The 13,378-nt window shown below is 72.1% G+C and carries 10 protein-coding genes; 3 read left to right on the plus strand and 7 right to left on the minus strand.

Annotated features, from left to right (window positions below; translation table 11 throughout):
• Window positions 1–3 precede the first annotated feature (3 nt).
• From AC5L38_RS18110 to AC5L38_RS18120, 3 genes are read right to left on the minus strand one after another with little or no spacing between them, the layout of a single operon-like run.
• Complete coding sequence (locus AC5L38_RS18110; RefSeq protein ID WP_495243961.1) at window positions 4–948, minus strand: DUF58 domain-containing protein; 945 nt, start codon at window positions 946–948, stop codon at window positions 4–6.
• Between the two features lie 6 nt (window positions 949–954).
• Window positions 955–1,944 carry an AAA family ATPase gene (locus AC5L38_RS18115; protein WP_495243962.1) on the minus strand — a complete coding sequence of 330 codons (990 nt, stop codon included), beginning with the start codon at window positions 1,942–1,944 and terminating at the stop codon, window positions 955–957.
• 26 nt (window positions 1,945–1,970) lie between these two features.
• On the minus strand, window positions 1,971–2,783 hold the full coding sequence (locus AC5L38_RS18120; protein WP_495243963.1) for a S1C family serine protease: 813 nt from the start codon (window positions 2,781–2,783) through the stop codon (window positions 1,971–1,973).
• A gap of 126 nt (window positions 2,784–2,909) precedes the next feature.
• Here AC5L38_RS18120 and AC5L38_RS18125 point away from each other — a divergent pair, with 126 nt between their 5' ends.
• The gene (locus tag AC5L38_RS18125; RefSeq protein ID WP_495243964.1) at window positions 2,910–3,299 is read left to right on the plus strand and encodes a hypothetical protein; all 390 of its coding nucleotides are present in this window, start codon (window positions 2,910–2,912) and stop codon (window positions 3,297–3,299) included.
• 103 nt (window positions 3,300–3,402) lie between these two features.
• On the opposite strand, the gene AC5L38_RS18130 is transcribed toward AC5L38_RS18125, so the two are convergent.
• Window positions 3,403–3,765: a nuclear transport factor 2 family protein gene (locus AC5L38_RS18130; protein ID WP_495243965.1), complete on the minus strand. Its 363-nt coding sequence runs from the start codon at window positions 3,763–3,765 to the stop codon at window positions 3,403–3,405.
• 227 nt (window positions 3,766–3,992) lie between these two features.
• Entirely contained in the window at window positions 3,993–7,394 is a 3,402-nt protein-coding gene (locus AC5L38_RS18135; protein ID WP_495243966.1) for a phosphodiester glycosidase family protein, read from the minus strand.
• Window positions 7,395–7,621: 227 nt separating this feature from the next.
• On the opposite strand from AC5L38_RS18135, the gene AC5L38_RS18140 reads away from it, so the two are divergent.
• Window positions 7,622–8,374 (plus strand): hypothetical protein, encoded by a 753-nt coding sequence (locus tag AC5L38_RS18140; RefSeq protein ID WP_495243967.1) that lies wholly within the window; start codon window positions 7,622–7,624, stop codon window positions 8,372–8,374.
• A 169-nt stretch (window positions 8,375–8,543) separates the two neighbouring features.
• Here the strand turns inward: AC5L38_RS18140 and AC5L38_RS18145 are convergent, their stop codons facing one another.
• Both AC5L38_RS18145 and AC5L38_RS18150 read right to left on the minus strand, forming a co-directional pair.
• Window positions 8,544–9,818: a glycosyltransferase gene (locus AC5L38_RS18145; protein ID WP_495243968.1), complete on the minus strand. Its 1,275-nt coding sequence runs from the start codon at window positions 9,816–9,818 to the stop codon at window positions 8,544–8,546.
• Window positions 9,815–12,064 (minus strand): GH92 family glycosyl hydrolase, encoded by a 2,250-nt coding sequence (locus AC5L38_RS18150; RefSeq protein ID WP_495244036.1) that lies wholly within the window; start codon window positions 12,062–12,064, stop codon window positions 9,815–9,817. Before AC5L38_RS18150 ends, AC5L38_RS18145 begins: the two co-directional genes overlap by 4 nt.
• Window positions 12,065–12,484: 420 nt before the next feature.
• On the opposite strand from AC5L38_RS18150, the gene AC5L38_RS18155 reads away from it, so the two are divergent.
• A complete protein-coding gene (locus AC5L38_RS18155) occupies window positions 12,485–13,324 on the plus strand; it encodes a GNAT family N-acetyltransferase (protein WP_495243969.1) in 840 nt (279 codons plus the stop codon).
• Window positions 13,325–13,378 lie beyond the last annotated feature (54 nt).

Here is a 13,378-nt window from a genome sequence, read left to right on the forward strand (position 1 = left end):
CGGTCATGGCGATCGGTCCCCGGTCCGGGCGACGACCTCGACGAGCGCCTCGGCCAGGTCGCGGTCGGTGTCGATGCGGTGGACGGGCACCCCGGCCCTGCGCATGCCCGCCTGGAGCCGGGCGTCGCGGGCGTCGACGGCGGCGCGGAGGCGGACCCGTAAAAGCGGGTCGGCGGAGTCGACGACGAGCTGCTCGCCGGTCTCGGCGTCCTCGACCACGATCAGCCCGGCCTCGGGCAGCACGTCGTCGGCGGTGTCCACGATCCGCAGGGCGACCACCTCGTGCCGCCGGGCCAGGCGCTGGAGCGAGCGCTCCCAGTCGCCGTCGCCGATGAAGTCCGACAGCACGACGATGAGCGCGCGGCGGCGCGCGAGCCGTCCGGCCGCGTCGAGCATCTCCGCCAGGTCGGTGGTGCCGCCGCGCGTCTCGGAGGTGCCGCCGCGCCTCTTGAAGATGCCGCCGCGCGACCTGGAGGTGCCGTCACGTGCCTCGGAGGTGCGTTCCAGCTCGGCGCCGATCCGCAGCGCGTGCCGCCGGGAGGTGCCGGGCGGCACGACGCGCGGTGTCCCGGTGTCGAACAGCAGGGCGCCGACGCGGTTGCCGCCCCTGCCGAACAGCCGGGCGAGGACGAGCGTGAGCTCGGCGAGTACGTCGTGCTTGCCGCGTCCCGGCCGGCCGGCCGCCATCGAGGCCGACCGGTCGAGGACGAGCCACACCGTCAGCTCGCGGTCCTCGGTGAACACCCGCAGGTGCGGCTCGTCCAGCCGGGCGGTCACGTTCCAGTCGATGTGCCGGGCGTCGTCGCCGTCGCCGTAGGGGCGCAACCCGGTGAAGTCGATCCCGGAGCCGCGGTGCGCGGTGCGGTGGGCGCCCTGGAGCCGGCCGTCGAGCCTGCGGACGACCTTCCACTCCAGGCGGAGCAGGAGCCTCTCGGGGGCGGTGGCCATGACGGCTCAGCGGTTCTGCAGGACGACGTCGGGCACCCGGACGGCCCCGAGCACCCTGGTGATGATCGTGTCGGCGTCGACGTCGTCCGCGAGTGCCTCGTAGGACAGCACGACGCGGTGGCGCAGCACGTCGAGCGCGAGCTCGGACAGGTCGTGCGGCAGGACGTAGGTACGGCCGCGCAGGAACGCCAGCGCCCGCGCGCCCGTGACGAGCGCGATGGACGCCCGCGGGCTCGCCCCGTAGGTGACGTACCGTTCCAGCTCGCCGAGCCCGGCCATCGCGGGGGAGCGCGTCACGGAGACCAGCCGTACCGCGTAGTCGACGATGGCCGGGTCGACGTACACCTGCTGGGCGCGGGCCCGCATCGCGATCAGGTCCTCGGCCGTCACCATCGGCCGCGGCGGCTCGGGCGGACGCAGCGCCCGTACGACGATCGCCTGTTCCTCGGCCTGCGTCGGATAGTCGACGATCACCTTCATCATGAAGCGGTCGACCTGCGCCTCGGGCAGCGGGTAGGTGCCCTCGGACTCGATCGGGTTCTCCGTCGCCATGACCAGGAACGGCTCGGGCACCCGGAACGTCTCACGGCCGATCGTCACCTGGTGCTCCTGCATCACTTCCAGCAGGGCGCTCTGCACCTTGGCGGGGGCGCGGTTGATCTCGTCGGCCAGCAGCAGGTTCGCGAAGACCGGGCCGAGCTCGGTTCTGAACTCCCCGGAGTGCTGGTGGTAGACCCGCGTGCCCACGAGGTCGGCCGGTACCAGGTCCGGGGTGAACTGGACGCGCTGGAAACTCCCGGCGATCGCGGCGGCCAGCGACCTCACCGCGAGCGTCTTGGCCAGGCCCGGCACGCCCTCGACGAGCAGGTGGCCGTCGGCGATCAACGCGACGGCCATGCGCTCCAGCAGGACGTCCTGCCCGACGATCGTACGTTTGACCTCGAACAACACATGTTCGAGCGGATGGGCCGACTCGGAGGAATTGGTCGAGGTCATATGTGTTCCTTCTCGTGACGCTTCGGTCAGATCTGAGGCCCGCCCGGCGGCCCGTCGCCTTCACCCCCGCCCAGGGCCACGCCGATCGGCACCGCGAACGCGATGCCGGCGAACGCCTCGTCGCCTCCCGGGTCGGCGATCGAGACGACGATCCCGATGACCAGGCCGCGGGCGTCCAGGAGGGGACCGCCGGAGCTGCCCGGGTTCGCGGAGGCGTCGAACTGGATGAGCCCGTTCAGGTCGCCCTCCTTGGCGGTCCGGTTCAGGCCCGACACGACGCCGGTGGAGACGCTGTAGGTCAGGCCCAGCGGATTGCCGATCGCCACGACGGGCGCGCCCACGATGGCGCCGCCGCCGAGCGTCGCCGGGACGACGATCTCCGGCAGTTTCGCGGGCGTGAGGGTCGCGACGTCGAGCTTGGGGTTCGACGACGCGACGACGGCCTTCGTCTTGGTGCCGTCGGCGAACGTCACGGTGACGTCCCCGGCGCCCTTCTTCGAACCGCCCTTGTCCGAGGTGTCCTCGACGACGTGGTACGCCGTCAGGATCGTCCCGTCCTCGGCCGCGATCACCCCGGTTCCGAGCGACTTCCCGGCCTGGACGACCACCACCGACGGCCCGACCCTCCTGAAGACGTCGGGCACCGTGAGCGTCGCGCTGGGCGTCGGCGTCACGCTCGGTCTGGGCGCGGCCTCCTCGCCGTCCCCGCCGCCTCCCAGCCAGTACGCGAGCAGCGCCACGACGACGAGCGCGCCACCCCCGGCGGCGAACCGCCGGACCTTCCCGGCCGCGGCTCCCTGAGCCTCGACCGCGTCGGCCTCCTGCGGCACGCGCTCCATCGTCCCATAGTCGTAAATTTAAGTTGAAAGTGCTACAAACTTCGCCTGAGAACTCTCTGGGAACCGGTTTCCGCAGCTGGGCCGCCCCGGCTTCGATGGAGATCGTGATGTGCCTGGGACTCGGGGGTGCTCGACTCGGTCCCCGACGTCTTCCGCCACTGCGTCGAAGAGCCCGCGTTCTGCGACGAGGACGGCACGCCGGTCGCGACCGCCTGCCTGTGGCGCGAGGCCGGCGACGACCGCTGGCGGGTGGGTGAGATCGAGTATCCGGACGGTGAGAACGATCCCGACGGAACGGCGCACCTGTTCGGGCTGCTCGTCGAGCCGTCCGCGGAGGCGTTCCGGCGGTTCGCCGAGGACTACTACGGGGTTCCCGTGAACCTTGACGCGGTGCGGCACGTCCATGCCCTGCGTCCGCTGACGCAGGCGGTGGTCACCGCGCTGAACGCCGACCTCACGTTGAAGGATCTCGCCGAGGACCTCGCGGCGTCCCGGTATCCGTCCGTCGCCGGCTGAGGAGCCCTGTCCCGGGTACCCCGGGTGTCCCGGTGAGAGGCCGGGAGCCGCGCCCGCCCGGCCGGTGACGGACGCGTCCGGGGTGCGCGGTCTAGGCGGGGCCTCAGGGCGCGTAGACGGGGGCGAGGTCGACGAATATGCGGTAGTCCGTGATCAGGCCGTCGTCGCGGGTGTGCCAGATCGACACGGCCACGACGCTCGCCTCCCTGCCGTCGAGCCGCCGGTAGGTCACCTCGGTCTCGGCGATGATGTCGGCGTCCACCTGCCAGTTCCTGACGATCCGGTGCCGCAGGCCGGCGATGGTGGAGAAGAACGCCCGCAGCCCGGCGGCGATGGCCTCGCGGCCCGCCGTCGGCTCGGCGTTGCCGAACACCAGCGTGCCGTCCTCGGCGAACAACCGCACGAACTCGTCGGGGTCGAACGAGTCGACTATGTGGAAGACACGCCGCACCACGTCGTCGGTCATGCCGATCCTTCCTCGCACGGTCGGGATCACTGGTGGGGACGATACGGGGCGGGGGGCGGCACACAACTATCGCCGAGGTGGGTATCCCGTCGCCGGAGGCTCGCCGGGGACCTCCGGGCCCGGGAAACCGCGTCCACCCCTTGGAAGCGGGGCTCAGTGCCCGGAAAGGATGGAACGGATGGAGGCGCGCGGCCTCCACCCGTTCCACGTATCGCCCGCCGGGCCGGTCAGGGAGCGATGCGGATCGTCGCCTCCTGCCTGGTGCCGTTGACCGCCACGGACAGGACGACCTGGCCCGGGCGGCGGGCGGTCAGCGTTCCCGTGGTGGGGTCGAAGGTCGCGATGTGGGAGGAGCGGGCCTTGCCGGGGTCGCCGACGTGGACGTTCGGGCCTGCGCTCCAGTCGGCGCTCACCGGGTAGGCCACCGGGACCTGGCGGTCGCCCTGGGTGACGGTCGCGGTGACCTTCGCCGAGGAGCCCGGCGCGAGTCGCGCCGGCGCGGTGACGGCCAGGGCGTCCACGTGCGGGCGGATCTGGGCGGCGAGCCAGGTCGGGCCGCCGCCGAACGGCAGCAGCCGGGCCAGGAGCTGTTCCGCGCGGGAGACCGGGTCGACGCCGAGCATGGACCAGCCGGTGAAGCCGCCGTCGGCCGGTGCGGTGGACGGGGCCTTGCCGGAGTTGCCGTTGACCAGGTACGGCACGCCGTCCACCCGCGAGGCGCTGAAGGTGCCCACGTGGCCACCGACGAACGCCGCGCCCTTGCCTGTCTCGTGCTGGAAGTCGGCCAGCCACCTCTCGACCAGCGCCGCCTCCTTGCGGTCGCCCAGTTGGCTGGTCTTGGCGGGGGTGGGGTCGCGCGGCGGGTGGTGCTCCACCAGGACCAGGGAGTTGACCCGGTCGTTCCTCGCCGCGTCGTCCAGCGCCTGGCGAAGCCGTTCGAGCTGGCCGAACCCACCCCCGTTGATCGTGCCCAGCGAGGTGTCGAGGGTCACGAACCGGGTGCCCCTGTGGTCGAAGGTCTGGTTCGTCGCACCGAAGTACTTCGTGAAGTTGTCGATGCTCGCGCCCATGACCTCGTGGTTGCCCGGTACGTAGTAGTACGGCAGGTCGCCGCCGATCTCCTCGTCCAGGATCCGCTTGGCGAGCTGGAAGTCCGCCTCCGAGGCCTCGTCGACCAGGTCACCGGCGATGATCATGAAGTCGGGCCTGGCCGCCTTGATCTCGCGCATGGTCCGGCGCGCCGAGGCCACGATCGGGGAGTCCGGGCTGCGGCCCACGAACTGGGCGTCCGACATGACCGCGAACCGCCAGGGCTCGCCGTCCACGGTGCCGTCGGTGACGACCAGCCGGTCCTGGACGCGCGGTGCGGGCGGTGCCTCGATCGAGGGTGCGGCCTTGACGTACAGGTCGTCGAGCAGGACCTCGGACCTGTAGCTCCGGTCGGCCTTGATCTCGATCGTGTAGAAGCGGTTGACGCTGACCGGCTGGGTCAGGCCGGCCGGTACGGGGATCTCGATCTCGCGCCAGCCCTCCCAGGTGACGTAGGGGCCGTACACCGACGTCGACCTGCCGAGGCCGTCGATCATCGTGAAGGCCGTCCACTCGCCCTGGCCGTGGCCGTACACCGAGACGCCGAACGCCCGCGACTGCCCGCTCACGCCGAGGCGCTGCGGGGCGGTGGCGTAGGCGTTGCGGGTGGCGGTGGACTGGGTGAAGTCGTACTCCAGCCTCATGCCCTGCCCGTTGACGCCCTCCGCGACGGGGGTGACCCTGGCGGTGCCGCGCGCCGATCCCGCGGTCCACTTCGCGGCGTCGTCGAAGTCGGCGAGGATCTTCTTCTCCACGCCGACCGTGACGGCCACGACGGTGGTGAGCCTGCCGGCCCGGACCGTGATCAGGCCCGCGCCGGACTCCTTGACGGCCGCGACCGTGAAGCCGCCGGCCGCGCCGGGGGTCACCTTCAGCAGCGTGTCGTCGTACTCCAGGCGCAGGTCGGACGGCTCGATCGGCGCGGAGTTGCCGTGCTGGTCGTAGCCCACGATGCCGAAGTTCGCGGTGGCCGTCGCGTCGGCGACGTTCACCGAGGGGTTGGTGGCGTCGATCCGGGCCGCGGGGCCGAGCACCTCGATCTTCGTGCTGCCGTGCTTGGAGCCGGAGAAGGCGGTGACCGTGGCCGTGCCGGGCAGCTTGGCGTGGAAGACGCCGTTCTTGGCGTCGCCGTGGGTCGCGGTCCAGCGCACCGAGGGCTCGCCGCGCACCGGGCCGTACACCTCGTCGTGCGGGGTGGCGGTCACCGTCCGGGTGAGGCCGAGGAACACGCGGTCGGGACGGCCGCCGGGCACCGGGCCGGTTCCGGCCGCGGCGGCCGGGTCGACGGCGGGTTCGACCCAGACGCCGTGAACCTTGCCGCTGCCCTGCTCGCGGTAGATGCCGAGGCCGTTGGAGACCAGCCGCTCCTCGCCGTCGCTCGGCTCGTTGTCGATCCGCACCTTGTCGGCGCCGGGCTTGCGGGTGACCATCGTCGCCGAGCCGCCGCCGTCGATCTCCAGACCGACGTGGGCGCCCATCTTGACGAGCCGGCCGGCCATCTCCTTCAGCGTGGCGCCCCGGCTGTCGATCGTCCGGTTGTCCACGGTGACGAGGAACATCTTGCGGCCGTCGGCGCTGAAGCCGATCGCCATGCGCGCGGCCATGGTGGAGTCGTCGACGTTCTGCGCGACGCCGTCCTTGACCAGCGGGGTGCCGCCGCCGATCGCGGTGGCCAGTTCGGAGCCGTCGGACGTCCTGGGCCGGTAGTCGACCTGGACGGCGTCTCCCGGGACGAGCTTCGCCAGCCGGTCCGCCCCGGCGTCCCGGCCGAGCAGCACGGTCGCGCCGGCCGGGATCTGTCCCTCGCCCGCGCCCTGGGTGACGCTCCGCACCTTGCCGTCGGTGACCAGCACCTCGGTGACCTTGCTCACGCCCTGTACGGCGCGGGTACGGGTGTAGGTGCCCCACAGGGAGGTGTAGGCGCCGATGCCGTCCGCGGGCAGGTCGTGGCTGTTGAGGCGGGCGAGCGGTACCGGCCGCTCCTCGCCCGGCACGCGCACACTGCCCTCGAAGAGGATGTCGAGGATGCGGCCGGCGCCCGAGGTGTCGAACCCGGCGGCGACGTCACGGCCCGACGACGACTTGACCAGCTTGCCGTCGGCGACGGCGACGCCGACGGGGGCGCCGGAGTTGTTGATGTCGAAGAAGTCGCCGTTGACGGCGGCGACCGCGCCCTTGGCGTCGGCCAGCCGCGAGATCAGGCCGGTTTTTGCCACCGCGCCGCTGTCGAGGTATCCGACGGTGGAGCCCTTGGTGAGGTCGACGGACAGCGCGTCCGAACGCTGCCAGCCGCGGGCGTCCAGCGTGTCGAGCGAGTCGAGTCGCACGCCGGGGGCCACGGGGCGGCCGGTGCTGTACGTCTCGATGGGGCCGCCCGGCGTCCCCTGCGACCGGGCGGCCGGGGTGTTCGGGGCGTCGAGCAGCGGGGTGAACGCCGGCGGGTAGGACGAGGCGAGAGACGCCCGCAGCGCGGTGTCGGCGACGGGGTCGGCGGTTGACGCCGGTGCCCCGTTCGCTGTTCCGGCGAGGCCGAGGACCAACGCGGGGACGAGCGCCGCCAGCGCCGTCCTGTGTCCCCGGGTCGCGTGCTTCCTGGACAGGGTTTCCTCCGGTTGTCCGATGAATCGATCACCCGGGAGTAAATCGCCCTTATGTGGCGTAATTCGTCCATAGGAGATGAATCTTCGGGGATGGGGGCCGCCACAGAAGTTCATGTCGGGGAGCCGTGCCGGGTGAACCAACAGGAGGAAAGGGACGTTTCTGGGGCATGAGACTACGAATGACCCTGCTCGTGGCGCTGCTGGCCCTGGCCGCGGCCTGCGGAGGAGCGGAATCGGATATATCTGCGACCCCGGTCGACGACGGGCCGGCGAAGCCGGTCGCCCTGTGGGGAGCCGAGGGCGGGTTCGTGACCGCGACCACGAACGTGCTGCGCCCGCCGAGGGTGGTGCTGTACAGCGACGGCCTGGTGATCGTCGACGCGAGCAGGCAGCTGAAGCTCACCGACGCCGAGAGGGACAAGACGGTCGCGTCGATGGAGACGTATCTGACCGGGCGGCCGCCGACCGCGACGCCCAGGCCGGGCGCGCCGATGGTGACGGACGTGCCGGCCACCGTCCTCGGCGTACGGGGCAAGGACGGGAAGATGCTGGAGGTCCGGGCCCCGGCCCTGGACCAGGTCGCGGACTTCTACCCGCAGGAGCTCCTGGAGGCGAAGAAGCTGATGGACGGCCTGGCGACCCGGGCCGCCGACACGGGCACCGACTACGTCGCCACCCGCGTCCGGATGGTCGCCGAAGGGGCCGCCACGGCGACGGACAAGCCGTCGCCGTGGCCCGCGGGGGTCCCGGAGCCCTCCGGCACGGTGGACCCGGTCTGGCGGAAGGACGTCGACGGGGCGGCGGTGAGCGCGATCACCAAGGCGGTGCCCGCCTGGCAGGGGCACAGCAGGGCTCTGTTCAAGACCGGCTCGGGGGAGCTCTTCGTGCTCTCCTGGCGGTACCTGCTGCCCGGCGAGTAGCGGGCGTCACCGGGGCCCGTGGAGGTCGGCGGGCCCCGGCGAACCTCGGGCAGGCCCCGGCCGGGCCCCGGGCAGGGCCCCGGCGATCGGGAACCCTGACGGTCAGCGGGCCCCGGTGGCCAAGGACCCCGACGATCGGCGGCCCCCGGCGATTGGAGAACCCCGGCGGTCAGCGGACCCCGGCGGTGAGTGCCTCCTGCGGGAACAGGCCGTCGAACACCGCGGCCCGGTCGAACGCCATCGCGCGGGTGCGGGCGCGGAGTTCCAGGTGCCGGCGCTCGGCGGCGGGCATCTCCAGGACCACCCGGTCCACGGCCGCGGCCAGGCCGCCGATGTCCCTGGGCTCGACGATGACGGCGGTGTCGCCGACCGCCTCCAGGGTCCCGCCCGTCCTGGTGGTGATGATCGGCCCGCCGCCGGCCAGCATCTTCTCGGCCAGGGCGATGCCGAACGTCTCGACGAAGTCGGGCTCGGGCCTGGTCGGCAGGACGTAGGTCGCGCAGCCGCGCATGAGCAGCGGCTTCTCGTTGTCGTCGACGTCGGTGAGGAGGACCACCCGGTCGTCCTTCTCGGCCAGCGCCCGTACCTGCTCAAGTGAGGTCCCGGTGCCGGCGACGACCAGTTTCACGCGTGACCGGCAGCGCATCCGGCCGTAGGCGGCCAGCAGGTCGTCGATGCCCTTGGCCGGGGTCACCCGGGACAGGAACAGGATGTACCCGTCACGCTCCAGGCCGCGTTTCGCGAGGGCGGCGTCCACCTGTGCCGGATCCGTGTCGAGGAAGGCGCCGGAGTCGATCGGCGGGTAGCTGACGGTCACGCGGCGCCGGCACTGTTCGGCGAACCGGGTGCCGCAGTGGGCGTCCACCTGCTCGGCCGAGGCGACGATCTCCTCGCGGGTGTACTCGGAGACCGCGACGACCTCGTCGTTGGCCAGGAACGTGGTGAACAGCACGGTCGCCGCGCCGAACCGGCCCTCGCGCAGGCACGACCGGATCACGTTGGTCACGTCGGAGCCGACCGCCTTCGCGACGGTGTGCACGTCGGGCGCGAACCCGGCCGCGCGCGCCGCCCCGACCGCGTCCATGACCACCGAGGTGTGCGGGACGAGGTACATGGACAGGCAGGTCGTGGGCACCGGCTCGGCGAGCAGCTCGACGAGGCGGCCGGTGAGACCCGCCTGGTGGCGTCCGTCCGGCACCCGGTAGTCACCGACCGCCTCCGGGCGCTCCACGGTGATCCCGGGGCTGTACGGCAGCAGCCGGTCGAGCGGCTTGAGCGGCAGCCCGGCCGCCTGCAGCGTCGGAATGGGCCAGGTCAGCAGCCGTACGTCGTCGAACCCGCGGGTCAGCGCGACCTCGGCGAGGTTGCGGGCCTCACCGGAGTGGCCGCATATGACCGGGTCGGCCCTGACCACGATGACGAGACGGCGGCGAGGATTGGTCATCGTGCTTCCTTCGGTCTGGCGGGTGGGTCGGAAAGGGACGGCGGGCGGGCACTTCGCCCCCACCCCGACGGCTCCGGGCCCAGCCGCAGGTGCAGCACGCCGCCCCGGTGCACGGTGGCGGCGCTCAGGTGCGTCGCGTGCAGGGGCTCGCCGTCGAGGGTCGCCGACTGGACATACTGGGCCGGCGGGTCGCGATCGATGCCGTCGACACCGATCGGCGTCTCGCGGTGCCCGCTGGTCTCGATGACGAACTCGCTGTCACCGGTCCTGAGCACGGACCTGGCGAACGCGGGCGCGTTGACCAGGAACAGGTTCTGCCCGGCGATCGGGAACAGCCCCAGTGACGCCCAGACGTACCAGGAACTCAGGCCGCCGGAGTCGTCGTTGCCGGGCAGCCCGCCGGGTCCGGTGCCGAACTGCCAGGTCAGCGCCGCCTGGACCACCTCGGCGGTGCGGTCGGGCCGTCCCGCGTAGTGGTACGCCCACGGCGCCTCCATGTCCGGCTCGTTGTTCAGCCCCTCGAACCGGTTGAGGGCGTACCCGGCCGCCATCTCCGCCGCCTGGGGGCGCAGGCCGGGTTGCGTCACCGGTGCGGCGCCGAAGCCGAAGAACCTGTCCAGCATGCCGACGAAGGCGTGGTCGCCACCGGCCAGGGCGATCCGCGCGGCCATGTCGTGCAGCAGCCGGAACGAGTAGTTCCACTTGCCGCCCTCGTAGAACTCCGAGTCGCGCAGCAGCCCCGTGCCCGGGTCGAAGGCGTTGGTCCACTGGCGGCCCCGGTTCTCGAGGTCGTCGGCCAGGCGCCGGTCGTTCATCGCCCGCGCGACCTGTGCCGTGCAGTGGTAGCCGTAGGCGATGTCGAGGGTGTGGGTGATCGGGTGCACCACCCCGTGCTCGAAGAACTCCTCACCGTACAGGCGGCGCAGGTCGTCGACCATGTGCACGAGCGCCCAGTTCCAGTCCAGGCGCGTACGGCCGAGGGCGTGGGCGTCCGCCAGCACGGTGTGCGCGAGCGCGCTGGCCTGGCGGTAGAACCGGTCGGCGCCGCGGGCCATCCGGTAGCCGATGGGGAAGTTGCCCTCCTCCTCGCAGACCCGGATGAGCGACTCCAGCAGGTCCGCGGTCCGTTCCGGGACGATGGCCGCGAGCAGCGGCAGCTGCGTCTTGTAGATGTCCCACATGGTGCACACGTCGAACGCGAACGGCCCGGAGGTCGGCCAGAACGGGCTCTCGTCGTCGGCGAAGCACGGCTTGACCAGCGAGTGGTAGAGCGCCGTCGCGAACACGGTCCGGCGGGCGGGCGTGCCGCCCTCGACCTGGACGCGGTCGAGGTGGTCGCCCCAGCGGGCCCGGGTCCCGGAGCGCACCGTGTCGAACGCCGGCCGCGCCCGCCCGCACTCGCGCTCCAGGTTCTCCCGCGCCTGGTCGCAGCCGCGCAGCGAGAACCCCAGCCGCACCTCGATCGTCTGTCCCGGCTCGGCCGGGCCCATGAAGAGCATGCCGAAGGGCCGCAGCGTGGTGTGCCGGATGCTGTCGAAGTCCAGGCGGGTGCCGCCGTCGATGAGCCGCCGGTCGTACCAGAGCATCTGCCGCCAGCCAGGGCTGTCGACCTCCAGGTACACCGACAGCGGGACGCCCTCCATCACCACCGTGCCCTGGGCCCGGCCGTGGCCCATGCTCTCCACCTGCGCCCGCAACGGCACCGTGCGGCCGTGCTCGATGGCCAGGCCGCCGCAGGACAGGTCGACCACCACCCGGGCGCTGCCGTGCTCGGGAAAGGTGTAGCGATGGACGGCGACCTTGGTGCCCACGGTGAGCTCGCAGCGGACCCCGGTGCCCAGGGTGGCCGCGTAGTATCCCGCCTCCGCCACCTCGTCGCGCAGCGGCCAGGCCTCTCCCAGCGCGTCCAGCGGCTGCACCATCGGGGTGACCCGGACGTAGTTGTAGTACTTGCGGATCGCGCCGGTGCCGGACTGCTGGAAATGGCTGAACCCCGACGCCTGCGACCGCGCGAACATCTCCTCGGGCACGCCCTCGGTGTTCTTGGTGTACCTTCCGTAGCCGGTTGGGTACGCACCGGAGTAGGCGCAGGCCGACACCATGCCCAGCGGCGACGTGGCGCCCGGGTGGGTGTTGCCCACCTGCGGTTTCGGCCACCACCAGGTGGCGGCCAGACCGTGTGCCCGAGGCAGGTCGGTGGCCGCTACGCCGATGAAGGGGTCAACGTTGTCGAGGATGGCGGAAATCTACCCAGCGTGATGTCGCCGTAGGTTTCGGCCAGGTGAAATCCTTCGTCCGGCCTGGTTACGCGGGGGTACGCCGAGGCCTCCCCACCGGCCGGAACGGGTGATCGAGTGGCTCGCGTGATCGACCGGCCGCCCGTCACCGCGGGTGAACGGGCTGCCGGTAGTCTCTGGGGGCACGAAGTACGGGAAACCGGAAACCGGGGCACGAAGTACGGAAAACAGGGGAACCGGGGCACGGGGAGCGGGAAACGGGAAACGGGGAACGGGGAACGGGGAAACACAGCACCGGCCGGCTTCGCCGGTTCCCGCGATCTCGGCGGCGGACGGAACCCCCGCCGTGACCGGCACGTCCGGCGGGCGTGGTGCCCGGTACGCGGACCGCGACCACGGGGCGTGCCGGAGCGAACGAGGAGAGAAAGCATGTCGCAGGACGAGTTGACCGCTCTCGCCGAAGGCGCCGAGGCGGAGTTCATGTACCAGTACGAGTCGCTCGCACCGCCGTCCGTCGCGTCGGCGCTCGGGATCACCACCGCGCGCATCGGCGGCGGTGTCGCCCTGTCGATGCGCCATGACGTGACGGGCTACTGGAGCAAGGCGCTCGGGTTCGGCTTCGAGGAGCCGGTCACCCGCGACCTCGTCGACCGCGTGGTGGACTTCTACCGCGCGGAGGGCGGCGGGGGCGCGGTGATCCAGATCGCCCCGGCCGCGCTGCCGCCGGACTGGGACGACATCCGCGCCGGGCACGGCATCACCCAGGGATCGTCCTGGGTGAAGCTGGCGTGCCCGGTCGACGACTTCAGGCCGGGCCGGACCGGGATGCGCGTCGGGCCCGTCGGTCCCGACGCCGTCTCGGAGTGGGCCTCCGTCATCCTGCGAGGGTTCGGCATGCCCGAGGAGGGGCTCGCCGGGATGATGGCGGCCTGCCTCGGGCATCCGGGCTTCAGGCCGTTCGCGGTCTGGGACGGCGACGACATGGTGGCCGGCGCCAACCTCTTCGTCCACCGGGAGGTCGGCTCGCTGAACGCCGCCGCGACGCTGCCCGGCCACCGCAACCGGGGCGCGCAGTCGGCCCTGCTGGCGGCCCGCGCCAAGGAGGCCGCGAACGCGGGCTGCCGGTGGCTGGTCGCGGAGACCGGGGTGCCGGCGGAGGGCTCGGCCAACCCGTCGCTGAACAACATGCTCGCGGCCGGGCTGCGGCCGCTCTACGAACGGCGCAACTGGGTCTGGCGGCCGGACCCCGGGCCGACCGACGGGTCGTGATCCGGCCCGTCGGTCCGGGGTCGTGCCGGAGGTGATGTCGGTCGTTGTCCGGCC

It is taken from the genome of Streptosporangium nanhuense, from assembly GCF_059358815.1.